19 protein-coding genes and 2 rRNA genes are annotated in these 22,197 nt (G+C 59.8%); 11 read left to right on the top strand and 10 right to left on the bottom strand.

What is annotated here, in order from left to right:
* The 5 genes from ACP7BX_RS06350 to ACP7BX_RS06330 form a co-directional block, all read left to right on the top strand.
* Window positions 1–405: ribosomal RNA gene (locus ACP7BX_RS06350) — 23S ribosomal RNA — on the top strand; the annotation flags it as partial.
* 162 nt (window positions 406–567) lie between these two features.
* Window positions 568–683, top strand: a 5S ribosomal RNA gene (gene rrf, locus ACP7BX_RS06345).
* A gap of 157 nt (window positions 684–840) precedes the next feature.
* A complete protein-coding gene (locus tag ACP7BX_RS06340) occupies window positions 841–1,500 on the top strand; it encodes a paraquat-inducible protein A (protein ID WP_177112583.1) in 660 nt (219 codons plus the stop codon).
* Window positions 1,487–2,110 (top strand): paraquat-inducible protein A, encoded by a 624-nt coding sequence (locus ACP7BX_RS06335; RefSeq protein ID WP_033898388.1) that lies wholly within the window; start codon window positions 1,487–1,489, stop codon window positions 2,108–2,110. Before ACP7BX_RS06340 ends, ACP7BX_RS06335 begins: the two co-directional genes overlap by 14 nt.
* Window positions 2,103–4,406: an MlaD family protein gene (locus tag ACP7BX_RS06330; protein ID WP_426127972.1), complete on the top strand. Its 2,304-nt coding sequence runs from the start codon at window positions 2,103–2,105 to the stop codon at window positions 4,404–4,406. Before ACP7BX_RS06335 ends, ACP7BX_RS06330 begins: the two co-directional genes overlap by 8 nt.
* A gap of 61 nt (window positions 4,407–4,467) precedes the next feature.
* Here the strand turns inward: ACP7BX_RS06330 and mksF are convergent, their stop codons facing one another.
* The 3 genes from mksF to mksB are packed head-to-tail and all read right to left on the bottom strand — an operon-like array spanning window position 4,468 to window position 9,279.
* On the bottom strand, window positions 4,468–7,308 hold the full coding sequence (mksF, locus tag ACP7BX_RS06325) for an Mks condensin complex protein MksF (RefSeq protein ID WP_133074864.1): 2,841 nt from the start codon (window positions 7,306–7,308) through the stop codon (window positions 4,468–4,470).
* Window positions 7,305–8,012: an Mks condensin complex protein MksE gene (gene mksE / locus ACP7BX_RS06320; RefSeq protein WP_012722059.1), complete on the bottom strand. Its 708-nt coding sequence runs from the start codon at window positions 8,010–8,012 to the stop codon at window positions 7,305–7,307. The genes mksF and mksE overlap by 4 nt, the downstream gene beginning before the upstream one ends.
* On the bottom strand, window positions 8,002–9,279 hold the full coding sequence (mksB, locus tag ACP7BX_RS06315) for an Mks condensin complex protein MksB (RefSeq protein WP_426127975.1): 1,278 nt from the start codon (window positions 9,277–9,279) through the stop codon (window positions 8,002–8,004). Before mksB ends, mksE begins: the two co-directional genes overlap by 11 nt.
* Before the next feature lie 187 nt (window positions 9,280–9,466).
* Between mksB and ACP7BX_RS06310 the strand changes: the two genes are divergently transcribed.
* A complete protein-coding gene (locus tag ACP7BX_RS06310; protein ID WP_426128448.1) occupies window positions 9,467–10,213 on the top strand; it encodes an energy transducer TonB in 747 nt (248 codons plus the stop codon).
* Window positions 10,206–10,658, top strand: coding sequence for a ribosomal protein S18-alanine N-acetyltransferase (gene rimI / locus ACP7BX_RS06305; protein ID WP_005784514.1), 453 nt, complete (start codon window positions 10,206–10,208; stop codon window positions 10,656–10,658). Before ACP7BX_RS06310 ends, rimI begins: the two co-directional genes overlap by 8 nt.
* A gap of 11 nt (window positions 10,659–10,669) precedes the next feature.
* On the opposite strand, the gene ACP7BX_RS06300 is transcribed toward rimI, so the two are convergent.
* Window positions 10,670–10,972: a hypothetical protein gene (locus tag ACP7BX_RS06300; protein ID WP_033898397.1), complete on the bottom strand. Its 303-nt coding sequence runs from the start codon at window positions 10,970–10,972 to the stop codon at window positions 10,670–10,672.
* Between the two features lie 154 nt (window positions 10,973–11,126).
* Here ACP7BX_RS06300 and can point away from each other — a divergent pair, with 154 nt between their 5' ends.
* Window positions 11,127–11,771, top strand: coding sequence for a carbonate dehydratase (gene can, locus ACP7BX_RS06295; protein WP_003188288.1), 645 nt, complete (start codon window positions 11,127–11,129; stop codon window positions 11,769–11,771).
* Here the strand turns inward: can and ACP7BX_RS06290 are convergent.
* The 5 genes from ACP7BX_RS06290 to ACP7BX_RS06270 form a co-directional block, all read right to left on the bottom strand.
* Window positions 11,768–12,292, bottom strand: coding sequence for an SET domain-containing protein-lysine N-methyltransferase (locus ACP7BX_RS06290; protein ID WP_426127977.1), 525 nt, complete (start codon window positions 12,290–12,292; stop codon window positions 11,768–11,770). The genes can and ACP7BX_RS06290 overlap by 4 nt on opposite strands.
* A 147-nt stretch (window positions 12,293–12,439) precedes the next feature.
* Window positions 12,440–13,609, bottom strand: a complete 1,170-nt coding sequence (locus tag ACP7BX_RS06285; protein WP_426127979.1) for a hypothetical protein — start codon at window positions 13,607–13,609, stop codon at window positions 12,440–12,442.
* Between the two features lie 122 nt (window positions 13,610–13,731).
* Entirely contained in the window at window positions 13,732–15,432 is a 1,701-nt protein-coding gene (acpA, locus tag ACP7BX_RS06280) for an acid phosphatase (RefSeq protein ID WP_426127981.1), read from the bottom strand.
* Window positions 15,433–15,514: 82 nt separating this feature from the next.
* Window positions 15,515–15,835 carry a hypothetical protein gene (locus ACP7BX_RS06275; RefSeq protein ID WP_314533407.1) on the bottom strand — a complete coding sequence of 107 codons (321 nt, stop codon included), beginning with the start codon at window positions 15,833–15,835 and terminating at the stop codon, window positions 15,515–15,517.
* Between the two features lie 126 nt (window positions 15,836–15,961).
* Window positions 15,962–17,380, bottom strand: coding sequence for a short-chain fatty acid transporter (locus ACP7BX_RS06270; protein WP_033898403.1), 1,419 nt, complete (start codon window positions 17,378–17,380; stop codon window positions 15,962–15,964).
* Window positions 17,381–17,564: 184 nt separating this feature from the next.
* Here ACP7BX_RS06270 and ACP7BX_RS06265 point away from each other — a divergent pair, with 184 nt between their 5' ends.
* From ACP7BX_RS06265 to ACP7BX_RS06255, 3 genes are all read left to right on the top strand, one after another.
* Window positions 17,565–18,869 carry an MFS transporter gene (locus tag ACP7BX_RS06265; protein ID WP_426127983.1) on the top strand — a complete coding sequence of 435 codons (1,305 nt, stop codon included), beginning with the start codon at window positions 17,565–17,567 and terminating at the stop codon, window positions 18,867–18,869.
* 71 nt (window positions 18,870–18,940) lie between these two features.
* Window positions 18,941–20,077 (top strand): ImmA/IrrE family metallo-endopeptidase, encoded by a 1,137-nt coding sequence (locus ACP7BX_RS06260; RefSeq protein ID WP_426127985.1) that lies wholly within the window; start codon window positions 18,941–18,943, stop codon window positions 20,075–20,077.
* On the top strand, window positions 20,074–20,571 hold the full coding sequence (locus ACP7BX_RS06255; protein ID WP_033898408.1) for a DUF4411 family protein: 498 nt from the start codon (window positions 20,074–20,076) through the stop codon (window positions 20,569–20,571). The genes ACP7BX_RS06260 and ACP7BX_RS06255 overlap by 4 nt, the downstream gene beginning before the upstream one ends.
* Window positions 20,572–20,611: 40 nt before the next feature.
* Here ACP7BX_RS06255 and ACP7BX_RS06250 read toward each other — a convergent pair whose 3' ends face one another.
* Window positions 20,612–21,982, bottom strand: a complete 1,371-nt coding sequence (locus tag ACP7BX_RS06250) for a gluconate:H+ symporter (protein ID WP_033898410.1) — start codon at window positions 21,980–21,982, stop codon at window positions 20,612–20,614.
* Window positions 21,983–22,197: the final 215 nt, after the last annotated feature.

Raw genomic sequence — 22,197 nt, 5'->3', positions numbered from 1 at the left:
AGGCCTTGGGCATCGCGTTCGATGAAGGCAATAAACGCCTGGTCTTTTTCGTTATTGCCGACGGTGGGCACGATGTGAGCTGGGTTTAGAACGTCGTGAGACAGTTCGGTCCCTATCTGCCGTGGACGTTTGAGATTTGAGAGGGGCTGCTCCTAGTACGAGAGGACCGGAGTGGACGAACCTCTGGTGTTCCGGTTGTCACGCCAGTGGCATTGCCGGGTAGCTATGTTCGGAATAGATAACCGCTGAAAGCATCTAAGCGGGAAACTAGCCTCAAGATGAGATCTCACTGGAACCTTGAGTTCCCTGAAGGGCCGTCGAAGACTACGACGTTGATAGGTTGGGTGTGTAAGCGCTGTGAGGCGTTGAGCTAACCAATACTAATTGCCCGTGAGGCTTGACCATATAACACCCAAGCAATTTGCGTCGGCTCTCTAATCCAGAGCAACCAGATTGCGGTGTGTGAAGACGATAGAACCGAAAGTTCGATGCTCACAAAACACCGAAAGCTGTCACATACCCAATTTGCTGAAGCGAGGCACCTGCCACGATTCAGTACCCGAATTTCTTGACGACCATAGAGCATTGGAACCACCTGATCCCATCCCGAACTCAGCAGTGAAACGATGCATCGCCGATGGTAGTGTGGGGTTTCCCCATGTGAGAGTAGGTCATCGTCAAGATTAAATTCCAGAACCCCATTTGCGAAAGCAGATGGGGTTTTGTTTTGGGCGCTCGAAAACTTCAGCGCCGCGAACCTCCCGACAAATTTGCACAGTTATTTCTGAACCAGACCACTAGAATAGGCACCTAACCTTTTTTAGAGTCCGAGCCCTACTTATGCCCGATCCGGTTGATGCCCTAGAGGTATCGGATTTACCACTGGACGACCTGGTGGCATGCCATGAGTGCGACTTGCTGATGCGCAAACCAGTGCTCGCCCTCGGCGAAAAAGCCCAATGTCCGCGTTGCGGTTACGAGTTGTACGCTCACCGCCACAATGTCGTTGAGCGAAGTCTCGCCCTGGTGCTGGCGGCGTTGCTGTTGTACATCCCCGCGAACTTTCTGCCGATCATGCAGCTCAATCTACTTGGGCAGTCCTCTGAAGACACCGTGTGGAGCGGCGTCGTCGGCCTGTTCGATACCGGCATGCAAGGCGTCGCCGCTGTCGTCTTCCTGTGCAGCATGGGGATTCCCTTGCTCAAGCTGCTTTGCCAGTTGGCAGTGTTGCTCAGTATTCGCTGGAACATCGGCCGCAGTTATGGACTGCTGTTGTACCGCATTTACCATCACATGAAAGACTGGGGCATGTTGGAGGTCTATTTGATGGGCGTCCTGGTGGCGATCGTTAAACTCGCCGATATGGCCGCCATCACGGTAGGCCTCGGTCTTGTCTGCTTTGTCAGCTTGTTAATGGTTCAGGTGTTGCTTGAGGTGGTGATGTCGCCCCACCAGATCTGGCAAGCGTTGTCAGGAGAGGATGAACATGCGGGCGATTGATGCAGGCATTCTGATTTGTACCGAATGCCATGAGTTGAACAAACAAGACGCCGACAGCGACGAGCAAATCTGCACGCGTTGTGGTGCGCTGATCCATGCTCGTCGTCCCAACAGCCTTGCCCGCACATGGGCGCTGCTGATCACGGCGGCCATCTTGTACATTCCCGCCAACCTGTTGCCGATCATGACCATCAACTCCCTTGGTCAGGGCGATCCCAGTACCATCATGGCGGGCGTGATCCAACTGGTGCAGCACGGCATGTTCCCCATCGCCGCTGTGGTGTTCATTGCCAGTATCCTGGTGCCCACGTTCAAGCTGGTCGGCATAGGTCTGCTACTGTTCTCGGTGCAGCGTCGTCAACCACTGTCCGCGCAACAACGCATCGTGATGTACCGCTTTATCGAATTCATTGGCCGCTGGTCCATGCTGGATATCTTCGTGATCGCCATCCTGGTGGCGGTTGTAAACTTTGGGCGACTTGCCAGTGTCGAGGCCAATCTCGGTGCTGCAGCGTTCGCCAGTGTGGTGATCTTGACGATGCTTGCCGCAGTAACTTTCGATCCCCGACTGATTTGGGATAACACGGAGTCGGACGACGACCATGAGTGATTTGCCTAAAGCTAAAACCCGCCCAGCTTCCAACTGGTCGGCTATTTGGGTGCTGCCCCTGATTGCCCTGATCATCGGTGGCTGGCTGGGGTGGCGTGCCTATTCCCAACAGGGCATCGATATCCAGGTGCGCTTTGAAAGCGGTGAAGGCATCCAGGTCAACAAGACCGAAGTGGTCTACAAAGGCATGCCGGTGGGTAAGGTCAAGGCCCTGGCCCTGGATGATGAGGGCAACAATCGCGGGGTGATCGCCACCATCGAGATGAACAAGGACGTCGACCAGTACCTCAAGACCAATACGCGTTTCTGGCTGGTCAAACCGAGCGTTACCCTCGCCGGTATCACCGGTCTGGAAACCTTGGTGTCAGGTAACTACATTGCTGCCAGCCCAGGCGATGGTGAGCCCACACGCAAATTCAAAGCCCTTTCCGAAGAGCCGCCTTTGTCCGACGCCAAACCGGGCCTGCATCTGACCGTCAAAGCCGACCGCCTTGGCTCGCTCAACCGTGGCAGTCCGGTGTTCTACAAACAGATCCAAGTTGGCCAAGTCAAAAGCTACCTGCTCTCTGAAGACCAGAGCACGGTCGAGATCAAGGTCTATATCGAACCCACCTACGCCAGCTTGGTGCGCAAACACACACGTTTCTGGAACGCCAGTGGCATCAGCATCGACGCCAACCTTTCCGGTGTAAAGGTGCGCAGCGAATCCCTTTCCAGCATCGTTGCTGGGGGCATCGCCTTCGCCACGCCGGAGAACCGCAAGGACAGCCCGCCGACGGATCCTAGCCTGCCCTTCCGCCTGTACGAAGATTTCGATGCGGCCGCGGCCGGCATCAGGGTCAAGGTCAAGCTCACCGATTTCGAAGGCCTGCAGGCGGGGCGTACGCCAGTCATGTACAAAGGCATTCAAGTCGGCAGCCTGAAAACCCTGAAGATCAACCCTGACCTTTCCAGTGCCAACGCAGAACTGACGCTCGACCCCCTGGCCGAAGACTATTTGGTACAGGACACTCAATTCTGGGTCGTCAAACCGTCTATCTCCCTTGCCGGTATCACCGGGCTTGAAGCCTTGGTCAAGGGTAACTACATCGCCATCCGCCCAGGCGACAAAGGCACCCCTCCACAAAGGGAGTACGTCGCCCGTGCCAAGGCGCCGCCGTTGGACCTGCGTTCCCCTGGCCTGCACATGGTGTTGTTCACTGACAACCTCGGCTCCCTGGATGTTGGCAGCCCGATCCTCTACAAGCAGGTCAAGGTCGGGTCGGTGCAGAGCTACCAGTTTTCGCGCAAGAACAAGCAACTGGTGATCGGCGTCCACATCGAGAAGGAATACGAGAACCTGGTCAACGGCTCGACGCGCTTCTGGAATGCCAGCGGCGTCACCCTGACCGGTGGCCTCACCGGTGGTATTCAGGTCAAGAGTGAGTCGCTGGCCAGCCTGATGGCCGGCGGTATCGCCTTCGAAACCCCGGAACCGAATGTCCCGTTGAAAAAGCGCATCCCGCGTTTCCGTCTGTTTGCCGACCGCGAGGCCGCCAACCAACACGGCACCTTGGTGACCATCAAGGTCGACCGTGCCGACGGCCTGCGTCCTGGCACACCCGTGCGTTTCAAGGGCCTGGACGTGGGCAAGATTGAAAGTGTCGATCTCAGCGCCGACATGCAGTCGGTACTGCTCAGCGCCCGTATCAACCAAGTGGCGGACCGCATTGCACGCGTCGGCAGCCAGTTCTGGGTGGTCAAGCCTGAGCTGGGCCTGATGAAAACCTCCAACCTGGAAACCCTGGTCACCGGGCAATACATCGAAGTGCAACCGGCGGCGAAAAACGCCGGCCCGCAAAAGAGCTTCGTCGCGTTGGACCAGCCGCCTGAAGCTGTGCATCAGGAAGCTGGCCTGAGCCTGACCCTCAGCGCCGCACGCCGTGGTTCGCTGAAGGAAGGTGTACCGGTCACTTACCGTGAAGTCACCGTGGGCAAGGTCACCGGCTACGAGTTGGGCCAGACCGCCGACCGCGTATTGATCCATATCCTGATCGAGCCTAAATATGCACCACTGGTGCGCAGCGGCAGTCGCTTCTGGAACACCAGCGGTTTTGGCCTCGACTTCGGTCTGTTCAAAGGTGCCACCGTACGCACGGAGTCCCTGGAAACCCTGGTCGCCGGCGGTATCGCCTTCGCCACACCCGACGGCGAACGCATGGGCAACGCCGCCCGCCCACAACAAACCTTCCCGCTGTTCGACAAGTTCGAAGATGAATGGCTGACCTGGGCACCTAAAATCCCACTCGGCAAATAAGCGCTCATAAAAAAGGCCGCGATCCAGAAGATCGCGGCCTTTTGCATTTCAGCGAAACAAATCAGACCTCATCCAGCTCCGGCTCGTCCGCCTGTACATTCATCGTCGCCTTCACCACATCATGGCGACGGATGTACTTCCAGTCCGCCTCATCGATATAGATCCCGTTCGGCCCGCTGCCGCCTTCCAGGTCGATTGCCACCTGCGCCGACACCTGCGGCTTCACACTGGCCAGAATCGGCACGAAGCCCAGCTGCAAGCTGGTTTCCAGCAGCGCCGCCTGGTTTTTCTCGTCGATGTCCGCCGCCTCGTCGAGGTAGTACGGTAGACGCACGCGCCCGGCCTGGTCGCGGTCCATCAAGTGCAGCAACAGGTACATGTTGGTCAACGCCTTGATGGTCATGGTGGTGCCGTTGGACGCCGCGCCATCGATGTCGGTGTGAATCACCGGCTGGCCGTGCACCTTGGTGATCTCGAACGCCAGCTCGAACAAGTCCTTGAGGCCCAACTGGTTATGGTTGGCGGCCACCAGGCGCGCCAGGTATTCCTTGGCTTCTTCGTTCTTGTTGTCCTGCTCGGCGCTTTGGCTCAGGTCGAACACCGACAGCGTCTCGCCTTCTTCATACTGGCCGGCACTGTGGATGATCTGGTCGATATGCTTGAGCGCTTCCTTGTTCGGCGCCAGCACGATGCGGAAGCTTTGCAGGTTAGAGACCTGGCGTTTGTTGATCTCGCGGTTGAACAACGCCAATTGGTGCTCGAGGCTGTCGTAGTCGCTGCGGATATTACGCAGGGTCCGCGCAATGTCGGTCACCGCTGCGCGACGTGCCTTGCCCAGGGTCAGGGCCTCGTCAGTGCGGTGTGCATAAGCGTTGATCAGCAACTGCAGGCGACGCTCAACGTCATCCTCGCTGTCGAACTTGGCCACGCCCTTGAGGCGCACCTGGGCATACAGCGCTTCGATCTGGCCATCAGCGCGCAACAGGCCTTGCCAACTGTCCTGATAGTCATTGAGCAGCGGCAGCAGGTTGTCCATGGAATCGTCGACCGGGTCCATGAACGGTGTGCCGAACGGTAGGTCCGCCGGCAACAACTGGCGACGGCGCAGCGCGTCATCCAGTGTGCGCTGCTTGGCTTCCATGTCGCCAATCTGACGGCCCACCAGTTGCAGCTTGGCCGACAGTTGCTGGACGCGCTCGGTGAACGCATCGCTGGAGCGCTTCAACTCGTCCTGCGCTGCTTCCATCTGCGCCAGGTTTTCCAGCTTCTCGCCTTCTTCTGCGCTCAGGGTTTGCGCGCGGCGGAAGTCTTCCAGGGCCTTTTGCGCATCCAGCACCTGCTGGTACAACGCTTCGGTCTGGGTCTTGCTCGCAGCGCGGTCAGACGCGACAGCCTGCTGGGTTTTCAGCTGCTTGAGTTCTTTCTCCAGGCGTTCTTTCTGGTCGCGCAACGCCGCGCGGTCTGCCAAGGCTTGCAACGCAGGCGGTTCGATGTGGGAGATGTCGATGGACAGCCCCGGCACTTCAAAACGCTCGCCCTTGAAGCCATCGAGGATCTGCTCCAGGGATTTGACCCACAGGCCATCCTCGTCCAGCGTAATGCCATGCGCGCCCAATGGCAGGCTGAACAACGAACTGTTGAACAGGCGCATCAGACGCTCGACATCCGGCTGTGAGAATTCTTCCCGCAGTTTCGCGTAGCTGTTGTTGTCGGCGTGGTCGAGTTGCTGCTTGACCGACTTCAAGCGTTTTTCCAGGTCGCGCAGACGCTCGTCCAAATCCTCGGCGCTGAACTGCCGCGACTGCGCCAACGCGCCCGCCAGTTCATCGTGAGCATCCTTGGCCGCCAACAGCTGTTGCTCCAGCACCTTCACGTCATCCACCAACGCAAAGCGATGCTTGAGTACCGACAGCTCGCCCAGCCAACGCTGAATCCCGCTGATTTCCCGCTCCAGGCGCATCAACTCCTGAGTGCCGCCGCGCTGGTCGTTCTGCAACGCGTCCTGCTCGTTACGGTAGTGCTCGGCCTGGATGGTCAGCTCTTCCTTGCGCGCACTGGCGTAGTCCGACCAAGTGCCCAGCAACGAATCGAGCAATGGCGACAGCCGATGTAGTTTGCCGCGCAATACATCGCGCTGGCGAACGCCATTGGACAGGGCTTCAACCAATGGACCAGCGGCCACCAGCGAGTTGTAGTCCTGTTCCATGCGGCGTACATCGCGGAACGCTTCTTCGCACGCGGCAATGTAATCCACGCTACCGGAGCGCAGGCTGTGTTCGAACGCATCCAGGAACAGCTGCTTGAGCTTGGCCGCGGTGATTTCGCGCATGTGCAGCAGGTTGATAAACAGCGCGCGGAAGGTCTTCAGGCTTTGCTCGCTGGTGGAGCGCAGCGGAATCAGTGTGAGGTCCAGCGGGATCGACGTATGGCCGCCTACTAGCAAGCGACGTAGTTCATCCGGCTTGAGTTCGTAGGCTTTCAGGCCTTCGCGCTCAAGGTTGGTGAACAGTTCTTTCTGACGCAGGCAGGTGTCGTTCTTCTGGTAGTGAGCCAAATCCAGCTTGCCCGCATAGGCAAAGAACTGGTGACCGAAACCACCGCCCGGGCCGCGCCCGACCACGCCGATCACATGCGGGCCGTGGGGCAGGGAGACTTCCACCAGGATGTAGCTGGTGTCGGTGGCAAAGTAGAAGCGCCGCGATTGCTCCAGGGTGTACTTGCCGAAACTCATGTCCGACATGCGCGCCAGGATCGGGAACTGCAAGGCGTTGATCGACGCGGATTTACCCAGGTTGTTCGCGCCATACACCGACAGCGGTTCTTCCAGTGGGAACAAGCCCAGGCTGTAACCTGCGGTATTCAATAGGGCGAAGCGGCGGATGCCGTAGCGTTCCTTACTCATGCGTCGGTCTCCTGTTCTTCGGCAATGGCGCGGGCCAGGGCGTCTTCTTCGCTTTCGTCGGCAAAGTCACTCAAGTCCAGCGGATCATCGGTTTTCAGCAGTTTTTCATCGCTGTCTTCGTCGATGATCACCGGTGCCGGCAGCGGCAACACGCTGTGCACGCTGGCCGCCAGGTCACGGTCTTGCTGCACCGACAGGCACACATCGAGGAAGCGGTGCATCGGCGGCAGGAAGCGGTAGATGCCGTTGTCTTCGCTGGCAAAACCCAGCTGGGTCATGCGGCGCATGATTTTTTCTTCGAGTTCTTCCTGGGTCTGCACTTCGGCCTGGATAAACAGGTCGCGGTACTTCTCCAGCAGCGACGGCAGTTCATCGCGGCCGAGGCTGCCACCATCGAGCACGGCAATCGGGTCGCGGCCCTGGTCGGCCAGATGCTCGACGATGATGAAGGTGAACAACGCCAGGCGCTGGGCGGTCTTGTTCACCTGCGCACTGGCGATGGCGGAGTCCGGCACGAAGTAGTAGAAACCCCGCGTATCGCACACCAGTTCAAAGCCCAGGGCCTTGAACAGCGTGCGGTACTGGTCCTGGAAGTTCGACAGTTGCGCGTACAGCTCCGGGTCGCGGCGGCTGACGTGGTAACCCTTGAACAGCTCGCGAAAGATCGGCGCCAGCTGGGACAGTTCGGATAGATCAAGATGCATGGGGTGTACTCGCAGAGTGCTCGGCGGCGTCGGAACCGACCGGGAGCAGGGCGAAGGAGCGCAGGCTGACCTGGTGCTCGATGGTGTGGTACTCGCGGCGTTCCAGGCGTTCGCGCTTGAAGCGTTTTTCGCGGGACAGGCGCGAGAACCAGTACAGCAATTCGTCGGTGGCGCCGTCCGGTTCCTGCTCCAGCAGCCAGGTCATCAGGTCCGGCATCGGCAGCGCGTCTTCGCAGCGTTCGAGCATCTCCTTGACCGTGCGCGGTGCGCGCTGGGCGTCGCCCTTGTGGGATTTGTGCGCCTTGGGGAATTTTGCTGGTTTCGGCTCGAAATTCGCCAGGGCGTACACATAAGCTTCCACTTGGCTGGCACTGCCGAGGAAGGTGCTTTGCGGGCGGGTAAACATCGGCATCGCGGCCTGTGGCACCGCGTCCAGGCCTTTACGGCGGATGGCCGATAGGGCCAGCGCCGCGCCACGGGTCACGGCGTTGTGCCGGCGCGCTTCTTCACGCAGCGGCAGCAGCAGTTCGCGGGCATGACGCAAGGTCAGTTGGGCGCTGGTCTGCATTTCGAGGATGCGCGCGTGGGTACGCAGCAGCATGTCGTCGTCCACCAGGTGGCCGAGGCGCTGTTGCTCGGTGAGCATGCGCAGCAGCACATTTTCCACCTTGCGCACGCCTTGTTCGAAGGCGCCATCGGCGTTCACCAGTTGGATCATCGGTTCGACGTATTCGTCCCAGGTCGCCAGGACCTCGGCGTAACGCTGGCGCAACGGGATCTGCCGGTCGCTGGTCTTGGCCCGGTCGGCCACGGCGGCGAGGGCCTGTTCGTCGTTGGCGAGTTTTTTCAGCACATCCCGCACGCGCATATCGAGCAGGCGCAGTTGGCGGGCGAGGTCGTGGCCGTCACGGATGTCGAAGGCGTCCTGGATATAACCCGCCAGGCGCTCGAGATGGCGCAGGTAGGCTTCGATTTCCAGGCACAGGCCAAGCCGGTGCTCCTTGCGAAGATAGGCCAGGAAGTCGTGGATCTGCGCGTTGAGCTCGAAACGGTTCGGGCTTTTGGCGACAGGCACCAGGATATCCAGGCGAATCCACACGTCCAACAGGCTGGTAATGTCCTGCGGCGTGCTGTCCAGTTGTTGGGCCGCCAATTGCGCGCGCAACTCGCCAAGGCTCAAGGTGCCTTGGTCGAAGTGTTCGCACAGTGGCTCAAGCAGGGCCCAGTGTTCGGCGAGGGCGCGCAAGACGCGCTTGGGTTCGATCATCGGAATGGCCAGCTGGTTGGCGATTAAAAGTCGCGATTGTACTGCATCGGACGCGGGATTTATCCACAGCCGGTCAATGCGCAGTGGGCGATTGTTGCCGAACAGCGGTAGAATCCCCGCTCTTTAGTTATCCACAAGTGGCCGAGCTGTGCTTATCGAGTCCCGACGTCGCGCTTACTTGACCGCCATGCAGGTGGTCAACTGGCTGCCCCGCACCGAACTGCCGTTTGCCGCGCCGTCGCGGCCCGAGCTGTTGCAGGCGCTTGAGCCCTATGAGGCGTTCGAGTCGTCCGGCGAGGAGGCGGCCGCGCCAGTGACGGTGGTCAAACCTGCGCCTGAAGCGCGCCCGGTCGTCGAACGGGCCAAGGTCGAAGTACCGCGCCCGTCGCCGATGACCAAAGCGGTCAAAGTCGTGGAAGAGGCGGCCCCGGTGGTCAAGGCCCCGGTGGTGCCGCCGCCGCGTTTCGCCCTGCAGTTGTTGCGAGCCGGCCGCTGCCTGTTGCTGGTCGAGTTGCCCACCGGCGAACGCTTCCAGACCCGCGACCCCGCCTACATGCTGCTCAAGGACATGCTGCGCGCCGCCGGCCTGCCCGACAGCCCGCAAATCGTCGGCGACCCTGTGCGCTGGCCGCTCTTGGTGCGCGGCAAAATGGATCAGGGCCCGGAAGCGGCGCGGGATTTTGTGCAAGGTTTTGTGTCGGCGCGCCTGGAAGACGAACCCTGCGTGTGCCTGTGGCTGATTGGCCTGCCCGCTGTGCGCTTTGCCGGCGAAGCCAATGCCGAAGCCTGGTACCGCGAACTGCAGGTCGAAGGACTGGGCTCGGTGTGGGCCCTGCCGGGCCTGGAATTATTAATGGAAGAGCCACAGCGTAAGGCTGATGTCTGGCAAGCCATGCGCCAGCTGATGGCGCGCTGGAAAACAACCGATGAGTGAGGCTTTATCCTTTCGCCCGATGACCGAGGCTGACCTCGACGCCGTGCTGAAAATCGAATACGCGGCGTTCAGCCACCCCTGGACCCGTGGGATCTTTCTCGACGGGCTGGGCAAATATCAGATCTGGTTGATGTTCGAAGGTGAGCAGCAGGTAGGGCATGGTGTGGTGCAGATCATCCTCGACGAGGCCCACCTGCTGAACATTACCGTCAAACCGGAAAACCAGGGACGCGGCCTTGGCCTGGCGCTGCTGGAGCACCTGATGTCTCGCGCCTACGCTGCCAGTGCGCGTGAGTGCTTCCTGGAAGTGCGCGACAGCAACACCGGCGCGTTCCGCTTGTATGAGCGTTATGGTTTCAACGAAATCGGCCGTCGGCGGGATTATTACCCCGCCGTGGGTGGCCGAGAAGATGCGGTCGTCATGGCCTGTACCCTGGTCGACTGACCGCGCCTGACTTAGCGGTTTCCGTCCAGTGGATCCCGCTTCGCCAATTCCGCCTCATCCAGGCCATTGCCGCCGCCAATCTCGTCCTCGTCCACGATACTCAGGTCGTAATCCGCCGGATTGTCTTCGCCTTCCTCCCTGGCATCCCGCGCGCCATCCTCGGGGATCAAGGTTTCCGGGGTTAAATCATCACCGGTCTGCGCCGAGGGTTCATCCTGGTCAAAATCCAGCTCGCGCATCGAACCCATGCGATCTTCATTGTCATCAATCGGTTCGGGCTGCGTAGCGCCGTAGGGACGTCGTGATTCAGTCATGGCCTATCCTCATACTGTGGGGCTTATAGTGTGTGGACAGGCTACGCGGCCCAAAGATTCAAGCTAATTCACGCTTGTTATTCACCGGCAGGGCGTGACCTGGACGTGGGGTTGTCAGTCACAAAACTGCGCATCATTCCTGAGGCTTTCCCTGATGAACGAACTACAAGACCTGCTTGATAACAATGAACGCTGGGCGGACGCGATCAAACAGGAAGATCCCGAATTCTTCGCCAAGCTCGCCCGCCAGCAAACTCCGGAATACCTGTGGATCGGCTGTTCCGACGCCCGTGTGCCGGCCAACGAGATCGTCGGCATGCTGCCGGGGGATCTGTTCGTGCACCGCAACGTGGCCAACGTAGTGCTGCACACCGACCTCAATTGCCTGTCGGTGATCCAGTACGCAGTGGACGTGCTCAAGGTCAAACACATCCTCGTTACCGGCCACTACGGCTGCGGCGGCGTGCGTGCCTCGATGCAGGACCGCCAATTTGGCCTGATCGACGGCTGGCTGCGCACCATTCGTGACCTCTATTACGAAAACCGTGACGTGCTGGCCCAGTTGCCGACCGAAGAAGAGCGCGTCGACCGTATGTGCGAGCTGAACGTGATCCAGCAAGTGGCCAACGTCGGCCACACCAGCATTGTGCAAAACGCCTGGCACCGTGGGCAGAGCCTGTCGATCCATGGTTGCATCTACGGCATCAAGGATGGGCGCTGGAAGAGCTTGAACACCACGATCAGTGGCTTTGAGCAGTTGCCACCGCAGTATCGCCTGCGTCCGTTGGGTGAGGCCTAAGGGCTGTCGCGGCTGCGCTTCTGTTCCAGGAAGCGCAGCCCCTCTGTGTTGATTTGTTGCTTCCCTCCTTTGATCCAGCCTCTGCAATTAGGGGTGCCGCAATGGCAAGAAAATTGGCGGTGCAAGCTGTCGAATGTCAACGTGAAGTCGAGTGTGATCCAGCTGCCGGCGGTGACTTTCGCCACCGTCCACAGCTCCAGGTAGTCCGTGTCGGCACACGTATTGGGAGCGCACGAGTGACGAATCAGGCTCATGAACCATCGGTCATACAGGTAAATGCGCGAAGAAATCTGGAACGCATGTTGCCCCAGTTCACTCAACGCGTAGCCGGATAACCTGGCAATACACGTCTGACTGTCAAAATTGACGCGGGCCTTGATCCCTATGGACTCACCTTCTCGGTTGTTAACCACTTGAAACTCGCGGCTTGAGGGGTAGCCGCTTGCAGGAGATAGGTTCGCGAAAGGGTAAAGGCAGTCACTCACAGCAGTTTTAGCCTTGTCCATGGCCTGAGTTTTCATAACTCTCCTTGGCTAGGCTGCATCGACCTGCGGGTGGTGTCTGACTACCAGTCTTGCAGCGGATGGGCGCGGTTCAAGACTCGCTGAACGTGGATCCGATTTCTACTGTCAATGTTGACAGTAGAAATCGGTTGTTTTTTGTGCGATTTACAGCGCCGGGGCTGTGATCGCGGGGGCTGGGGCGGCGTTTTTCAGCTGTTTCAACTGGCCCTTGATGGCGGGTGTAGCGCACTTTGCATTGGCATCCACCGAGGTCATATGGCGCACCGAGGTGTAGAACAATTCACACGTCTGCTCCTTGCGCGTGACCTGCCAGGTATTCATGCACGCCTTGAGCAACACGTTCGGATCACTCGCGGGTTTCTGACCCATTCCGGCCTGCCAGCAGGCGGCGCTCAAATCCTGACCCATCACCTTCAAGCCGGCCTCGTCGGCTTTCTGCTCGTTGCCATCGTAGGTGTCGGGGCTTGCGGCATACCAGATATAACTCGGGTGATTGGCGCCCAGCACTGACACGCTTTTGCCCGGCGTCGGGCTGATCTGCGCCAGGCTCAGCACGTTCACGGTCTGCCCATACTGCTGCTTGATCCAGCTGCGTACCGGTGCGCCAAATGCCACCATCGGCAACGCGCCTTTGGCGGACAGGCTCAGTTCCTGGACCATGCGCGTCTGGTAATCGGTGAAGTAGCTGTAGACGGTTTCCAGGTCCTTGCCCGCGTTGGAAGGCGCGGCGATAGGCGCAATATCGATGATGGTCTGGTAAGCCGGCGTTTCGGTGGCCGGGATGCCGTTATCCGTGAGCAACGTGGCCCAGCGGTCGGTGGTGGCCGATTCCAGGTAATCCTGGGCCTGGGTCAGCGAATAATCCGGCGGGAAGTGCAGCAGTTCGATGCTTTTGCGGTTTTCAAGGGCCATGCCCAACGGCAGGAACAAGTACCAGTTGTAGGCCCAATTGCCGTCGCTGTTGAGCTTGCTGGCGCCTTGATAGGCCAGGTCGGCGGTATTGAGCAGCGTGGTCAGGGGTTGGCCGTAATTGTCAGGCACACCGCTGAAGGTCGCTGAGACCTGCCCGTCATGGGTCTTGACGCTGACTTTTGCGCGGCTGTAGCCATCCCGTTGGAGGCTCTGGTTCAAGTAATGCTCGGCAGTCTGTTCCAGCGTCCATGGCCGAAAGCAGATCACATTGCAATTGTTGGGGAAGGCGAACAGTTGGGTCACGCGTTGCGTACTCCCCAATGGCACCTCGATGTCGGCCTGTACGACCGCACTCGCCATCAGTGCGGCCAGGGTGAAGGACAACCTGGTCGGTTTAAACATTGTTGTTTCCTTGTCAGCGAAAGCCCGTCTGCGCGGGGTGAAAGCCCACCTCCACACAGTAGCGGTTGACCAGGAAAACCGCGTGCTAAATCGCCAGGTGTGTCGCTATTGGATAAGAAAACCTACAGGCTGAACTGCAACGCGTTGCTCAAGTCGCCCATGGGTTTCTGGCCACGGGCGGTCATCGCGTCATCGCGTTGCTTGAGGCCGTCCAAGGTCTCCAGCTGGAATACGCGGGTGATCAAGCGCAGGATCGACGCCGTGTCATACACCGTATGGTCAACGGTGCCCTTGCGTGCGAACGGCGACACCACAATGGCCGGGATCCGCGTGCCAGGGCCCCAGCGGTCGCCCTTGGGCGGTGCCACAGGGTCCCACCAGCCGCCGTTTTCATCGACGGTCACCACGACCACCATGTTTTTCCACTGCGGGCTCTCTTGCAGCACCTTCAGGGCGCGGGCGATATGGCGGTCGCCCGAGGCCACGTCGGCATAGCCCGCGTGCATGTTCAGGTTGCCCTGAGGCTTGTAGAAGGTCACGGCGGGCAGTTTGCCGGCCTGGGCGTCGGCGAAGAACTTGTTGGTGCTGGACTCGTCACCCAGGCCGCCATCGCGCAGACGCTTGTCACGCTCGACGCGATTCTCCGGACCCTGCTGCTTGAAGTAGTTGAATGGCTGGTGGTGATACTGGAAGTTGGGGATCTTCGGGATACCGCCCGAATCCTTGAACTGGTCCAGGGTGGCTTGCCACGCACCGGCATACCAGGCCCAGTCGACATTCTTTTTCGACAGTTTGTCGCCAATGTGTTCGTGGGTTTGCGGCACCAGCACGTTGGGCAGGTCGGGTTTGGAGTAATCCGGGTTTTCCGGGTCGCGGATCCAGGTCGGCCAGTAGGGCGGGGCCAGGGTATTCACGCCGTAACCGTCTGGGGTCAACGCGCTGGGACCGAACTGCGGTGGGCCGGTCATGGCGCTGGCTGGCGACTTGTCCAGCGGCTTGAGGCGCGGGTCGGTGGGGTCATCGCTTTGCAGCGTGGCGATCTGCGCCTTGGCCACCGATTGCGCGGCATTCGGATAAAACGGCGCGGTGGCGCTGATCAGGTACTGGTGGTTGAGGAACGAGCCACCAAACGCACCCTGGAAGAAGTTGTCGCAGAGCACGAACTCCTTGGCCACGTCCCACAGGCGCAGGGAATAACGGCTCTGGGCGTAGTGACCCATCACCAGGCCACCCGAGTCGGCCCAGGCGACGAAGCTGTCGTTTTTACCGCCGTTGATTTGCATCTGGTTCTGGTAGAACACGTGCCACAAGTCGCGGGTGACCAGGCTCAGGGGCAGGTCTTCGGCGTTCGGGCCCTTAAGGGCGAAGGGCGCATTGGGCAGGTTTTCCTGGAATTGCACTTCACTGGGGTAGGTCACCCCGTCCACTGATTGTGGGCCGACTTGCAGCACGCCACCCCAGGCTGGTGGCAGGGTGGTCAGCAGGCTACCGTCGCGGTCGCGTTGTTGGGTATCGGCGGCGGACAGCGCCGACAGCGGCTTCTCTACACCAGGGAAATCTGCAAACAAATTATTGAAGCTGCGGTTCTCGGCATAGATCACCACCACGGTTTTCACCTGGTCGTGCAGTGCCTTGTCCAACTCTTGCGACGTGAGCGGACGTGCCACCGGTTTGCCCGGCGCCTCGTTGGTGTTGCCGCAGGCACTTAACGTCGCGCCGACCCCCAACACCGCTGCGCCTCCCAGGAAGCGCCGACGGCTGGTGTCGACCGGAGGTTGGGCGGCGGAATCGGGGGCAGGGCGGTCTTCGTGCTCGTCACTCATTGCGGGGGAGTCCTTGGCGAGATGTTGCAAGATATTTCGCAGGACGGTAGCAATGCAATGTGACGGAACGAAGACACTGATTTCACAGCAGACGCAGTGCCAGCTGGCTGCCCGCGCGCAAGTACTCCACCTGGGCCGTCACCGCATCCTTGACGATGGCCTCGCCGGTGTCGGTCAGCTTGGCCTTCTTTGCATCGATGACACTGGTCTGCAACAGCTGCATCGCCACGTCGATCGATTTCTGGAACGCGGTGATGTTGTTATGCAGGCCGAACTCCTTGATCACGGCGGCCATGCGGCGGTCGGCGTCGTCGCGCAAGGTTCGGTATTCAGTGACCGAAACGTTGTCGTCCTTGTAGATATCAGTGATCAGTTCTTCCAGTGATTTGGAGAGGGGCGTCATCGGATTTTCCTTGGTTTCAGGTGAGGAGGAATCCGAGACAGGTTAATCAAAGGCATTGATGGGAGGAGTCAGGGGTTGTCGTCGTCTTGAGTAGGACAACCCCACGCGATTAATCGGAAGATGCGGTCAAGGCATGACCGGCGGCAAATACTTCAACGTCGTCCCCAACGCCCACAGCAAGAACAACACCAGCGGCGTGTGCACCAGCAACTGCACGAACGAAAACCCAATCAAATCCCGCGCCTTCAACCCCAGCACGCCCAGCAACGGCAGCATATAGAACGGGTTGATCAGGTTTGGCAGCGCCTCGGCAGCGTTGTAGATCTGCACCGCCCAGCCCAGGTGATATTGCAGGTCATTGGCGACTTGCATCACATAGGGCGCTTCGATAATCCACTTGCCGCCGCCCGACGGAATGAAGAAACCGAGCACCGCCGAGTACACGCCCATCAGCAGCGCGTAGGTGTCGTGGGAGGCGATGGAGGTGAAGAAGGTCGAAATGTGGTGGGCCAGGGTCTGGCCGTCACCGCCTTTCACCACCGTCATCAGCGCGGCAATCGAGCCGTACAGCGGGAACTGGATCAGCACGCCGGTGGTGGTGGGCACCGCACGGGCCACCGCATCGAGGAAGCTGCGCGGGCGCCAGTGCAGCAGGGCGCCGACCATGATGAACAGGAAATTGTAGGTGTTCAGCCCCGAAATTGCGCTGATCGCCGGCTTGGTCGAAAACTCGTGGAACAGCCAACCGGCTGCCAGCAGTGCCAGCAGGATGGTCAGCAATGGGCTGTGTTCCAGCCATTCACCGGGTCGCGTCGGTGCTTGAATCTTTGGCAGGTTGAACGCCGGGTCGACGCCACAGGCCTTGGCATCACGCGCGCTGTTCGGGCCGGGCGCGGTGGCGTAGGCGATGATGAGCGAGACCACGATCAACGCCAGCAGCAACACGCCGGATTGCCACAGGAAGATGGTGTCAGTGAACGGGATCACCCCCGTGATCGACAGAATCGACGGCGGCAGGCTGGCCGGGTTGGCCTGTAACTGCGCCGCGGACGACGACAACCCCAGCGCCCATACGGCGCCCAGCCCCAGATACGCCGCCGCACCGGCCGCGCGGTAATCCATCTTCAAGTCCGTACGACGCGCCAGCGCCCGTACCAGCAAGCCGCCGAACACCAGGGACAGGCCCCAGTTCAGCAGGGAGGCGACCATCGAGATCAACGCCACCCAGGCCACGGCCGAGCGGCCGTTCTTCGGGATACGCGCCAGGCGGTCGATCAGTTTCACCGCGGGCGGCGAACTGGCCACCACATAACCGCCGATCACCACAAAGGCCATCTGCATGGTGAAGGGGATCAGGCTCCAGAACCCGTCGCCGAACGCTTTGGCGGCCTCGGTCGGCGCGGCGCCCATGCCCAGGGTCGCCACGGCGACGATGATCACGGCGAGGGCGGCAAACACCCAGGAGTCTGGGAACCAGCGTTCGGCGAAGTTGGAGCAACGCAGGGCAAAGCGGGCATAGCGGCTTTCTTCGATAGCGTCGGCCACGAGTCTTTCCTCTTATAGTTATTAGGTGCAGGCAATTTTCCGGCATGTTCCGCTACGGCCATTGATATGGGAATGCAGTTATCTTCATCGATCCATGAGGAAAACAAATATATCTGTCGTGATTGCCATCAATGGGCTCAGCTCATAACCTGCACGCCATTTTGTTTGTCTGCCGAGCCTCCACATGACTGCCACCCTTCCTGCACAGGCGCAGCGTTTTTCCCGCTCCGACTACAAAACCCTGGGCCTGGCCGCCCTGGGCGGTGCCCTGGAAATCTACGACTTCATCATCTTCGTGTTTTTCGCGCTGACCTTGAGCCAGCTGTTCTTCCCGCCGGAAATGCCCGAGTGGCTGCGCCTGTTGCAAAGCTTTGGCATTTTCGTCACCGGTTACCTGGCGCGCCCGCTGGGCGGCATCCTGATGGCGCACTTCGCCGATCACCTTGGACGCAAGCGCGTGTTCAGCCTGAGCATTCTGATGATGGCGCTGCCCTGCCTGCTGATCGGGATCATGCCGACCTACGCGCAAATCGGTTATTTCGCACCGCTGATCCTGCTGGCGTTGCGCGTGCTGCAAGGCGCGGCGGTGGGCGGTGAAGTGCCGAGTGCCTGGACCTTCGTCGCCGAACACGCGCCGCCCCACCATCGCGGTTACGCCCTGGGCTTCCTGCAAGCCGGCCTGACCTTCGGCTATCTGCTCGGTGCGTTGACGGCGACCCTGCTGGCGCAAGTTTTCACCCCGGCCGAAATCCTCGACTACGCCTGGCGCTTTCCCTTCCTGCTCGGCGGCGTGTTCGGCGTGATTGGCGTGTGGCTGCGCCGCTGGCTCAGCGAAACCCCGGTGTTCCTCGAAATGCAGGCCCGCCGCCAGGCCGCCGCCGAACTCCCCCTGCGCACCGTATTGCGTGACCATCGCGCCGTACTGCTGCCGGCAATGATCCTCACCTGCGTGCTCACCTCCGCCGTGGTGGTGTTGGTGGTCATCACCCCGACCATGATGCAGAAAACCTTCGGCATGAGCCCCAGCCACACCTTCGCCTTGAGCGCCTTGGGCATCGTGTTCCTCAATATCGGTTGTGTGCTGGCGGGCTTGCTGGTCGACCGCATCGGCGCCTGGCGCGCAGTGCTGGTCTACAGCCTGTTGCTGCCGGTGGGGATTGCGGTGCTGTATGCCAGCCTGATCAGCGGCGGTATCTGGCTGGGTGCAGCGTACGCCGTGGCGGGCTTGAGTTGCGGCGTGGTGGGCGCGGTGCCGTCGGTGATGGTCGGCCTGTTTCCGGCGCAGGTGCGGGTGTCGGGGATTTCCTTTACCTACAACATTGCCTACGCGCTGTGGGCGAGTACCACGCCGTTGTTGCTGATTGCGCTGATGCCAACCAGCCCGTGGATTTGCGTGGGGTATTGCGTGGTGATGGGGGCGGTCGGGGTGGTGAGTGTGGCGCTGTTCGGCAAGCGCCACAGCTTGGCGGCTGTTACAAAAGGGGCCTAAAGGCTATCAATTGACGGGGTGGGTAGTCACTCCTATAGTCACGACCATTCTTGATGAGCACATCTACTGCCATGACCCAGACCGCCTTTATCAACCCTGCAATCCTGTCTTGGTCTCGACAGCGGGCGGGGCTGTCTGAGGCACAAGTTGCTAAAGGTCTTACGGTCAAATTGGAAAGAGTAAAGGCATGGGAAGGTGGCGAAAGTCTTCCATCCTTTACCCAGGCGCAAAAGTGGGCTGCTGTTGTGCACGTCCCTTTTGGCTTCCTCTTTCTCAAGACTCCACCGCAGGAGCGCCTTCCTCTCCCTGACCTGCGTACTGTGGGTGGCGTTTTTCCAGACAAACCCAGCTTGAACCTGCTGGACACAGTGCGAGACGTGCTGCGTAAACAAGACTGGTACCTGGAGTACCTACAGGATCACGAACGCTCTGCGCTGCCCTTCGTGGGAAGTTTCAACAGCCGTTCGCCTATCAAGGACGTGGTAACAGATATTCGTCGCGTACTCGGCGTGACGGATGACTTTGCTCGTATGACTTATGAAGACTATTTCAGAGCTTTGGTGAGTGGCGCGGAGGAGGCCGGCATTCTCGTCATGCGCAGCGGTGTTGCCTTGGGAAATACCCACCGCAAACTGGATGTCAGCGAATTTCGAGGATTTGCGATCAGCAACGCTCTAGCCCCCGTGGTTTTCATCAACAGTGCGGACGCACCCACGGCACGCCTTTTTACCTTGATGCATGAGCTGACGCATATCTGGATTGGTAGCACGGGGGTATCTGATGGCAGCAGTCACAGCGCGCGTCAGGAAGAAGCTTTTTGCAATTCGGTAGCGGGGGAGTTTCTGGCACCGGAACTCGTCTTTCGAGCGCAATGGGATTCGAACGTGCGCTGGGAGCAACACCTTGCGCCGCTGGCCGGGCGCTTTCGGGTCAGCACGCTGGTGATTGCACGTCGTGCCCGTGATCTCGGCTATATCAGCAGTGATCAATACGGCGCTTATTACCGTCGGATCTTGCAGGAATATCGAGATAAGGGCGGTAATGGAGGAGATTACTACCGCACCGCAGCTATTCGAAACAGTACGCGGTTGAGCAAGGCCGTCCTGGCAGAAGCGCAGAGCGGCCGAATTCTGCTACGAGACGCAGGAAAACTACTGGGTGTGCAGCCTGCCAAGTTGAAGACTTACGGGATGAAGCTATCGGCATGAAGCATCTACTGGATTCGAATACGCTGATTGAGGCCAAAAATCGCTATTACGGCATGTCGATTTGCCCAGGATATTGGGCGTGGATTCTTCAACAGCATCAGGCTCTGGAAATTGCCAGTATCGTGCCGGTAAGGGATGAATTAGCCAGAGGCAATGATGATTTGACCCAGTGGGTTAAAGGCAACGCGCACCTGTTCGAGGACTCCAGCGATGAGCCAACTCAAACCGCGTTTGGGCATATCGTCGCAAAGATTGCGCAGCAGATGCCTGCAATGAAAGCCGGAGCGTTTGAAGAGTTTCTCGAGGGCGCAGATCCCTGGTTGATTGCCAAGGCAATGACCACCGGCGCAGTGGTCGTCACGCATGAGGTCTACAACCCTGACATCAAGCGTAAGTTCACGATTCCCAATGTGTGTTCTCTGTTTGGCGTGCCTTACATGAACACATTTGAATTGCTCGGCAAGCTCGATGCTCGTTTTGTTCTGCATCACTGATTGAGTGAGGGGAAGGATACTTCCCCTCGACGTGGCAATTTCAAGTCAGGAAGTGCCAGAACAGCAGCGTACCGATCAAGCCGACGACTGAAACAATAGTCTGCAACACCGACCACACCCAGATCGTCTGCTTCAACTGCAAGCCAAAGTACTCACGCACCATCCAGAACCCGGCGTCGTTGACGTGGCAGAAGAACACCGAGCCGGCGCCAATCGCCAAGGCCACCAACGAACTCTGCGTCGCCGCCAGCCCGGCCATCATCGGCGCGAGAATACCGGCGGTGGTCGTCGTGGCGACGGTGGCCGAGCCGGTGGCCTGGCGCAGCGCAACTGCAATCAACCACGCGAGTAGCAGGTAGGGCATGTGCGCGCCTTCGGCGACCTTGCTGATGGTCTGGCTCACGCCGGCATCCAACAGCGTTTGCTTGAGGCCGCCGCCGGCGCCGATGGTCAGCAGCAACACGGCAATGGGCGCGAGGGCCTTGCGTAGGGTGTTGCCGACCTCGGTGCGCGGCATGCCGGCGGCCCAGCCCAGGCAGATCACGGCGGCGATCACGGCCAGGCCGAGGGCGATCAGCGGTTCGCCAAGGAATTTCAGGGTCAGGCCGAGGGTGCTTTCAGCCGGCAGTGCGACCTTGGCCAAGGTGCTGCCCAACATCAGAATCACCGGCAACAGAATAATCAACAACGACACTGCAAAACTCGGCTGGCGCGGTGCCTTGGGCGGTGCGCTGAACAGCGCGCCGATATCCGCAGGCTCATCCACATGCAGGCGCTTGGACAGCCAGTTGCCGTAGATCGGGCCCGCCAGGATCACCGCCGGTACCGCGATGCAGAAACCCAGCAACATGGTCAGGCCAAGGTCGGCGTGCAGCGCGCCTACCGCAATCAGTGGCCCTGGATGGGGTGGCATCAGGGCGTGCAGGGTGGTCATGCCCGCCAGTGCCGGGATGGCGATTTTCAGCAGCGGCTGGTTTGAGCGCTTAGCCATCACAAAGATGATCGGCACCATCATGACCAAGCCCACTTCGAAGAACAGCGGCAAGCCGATCACCATGGCCACCAATGCCATCACCCAGGGCAGTGACTTGCCCTTGCCCAACCCGAGCAAGGTTGTGGCGATGCGGTCGGCTGCACCGGATTCCGCCATCAGCGCGCCGAGCATCGAGCCCAGGGCGATGATGATCCCGGCTTCACCGAGAATCGCGCCGGCACCTTTACTGAACGCCTTGGCCACTTCTTCAGGCGGCAGGCCCGCGCCGACCCCGGCGATAAACGTGCCGATCAGGATCGACAGGAACGGCGGCAATTTGGTCGCACTGATCAGCACGATGATGCTGGCGATGGCCAGCAGTACACAGAACATAAGGCGGGTGTCGTGAACCATCCACGCGGCAGTCGATAACTCCAAAACGGGACTCCTTATCGAACAGGTTGGGGAAATTGTTTCTTTTTGTTTCCTGTCCGAAAAGCATACCTGATCCCGCGATGGCCAAGTGCTTATGTGCCGTTTTGGTGCGATCAGCGGTAAGGCGCCGTGAGGCCCGCCGCAGAGCCATTGCTGTCGGATTTGTAATCTTTGCTCCACCGCCCTGATAAGTCGTGACAGCTACATTGCCCCGGCTT

The sequence above is a fragment of the Pseudomonas sp. DWP3-1-3b3 genome (assembly GCF_049896305.1).
In the GTDB taxonomy this organism is placed as follows: domain Bacteria; phylum Pseudomonadota; class Gammaproteobacteria; order Pseudomonadales; family Pseudomonadaceae; genus Aquipseudomonas; species Aquipseudomonas azotoformans_A.
This window is presented reverse-complemented; position numbering and strand designations above follow the sequence as displayed.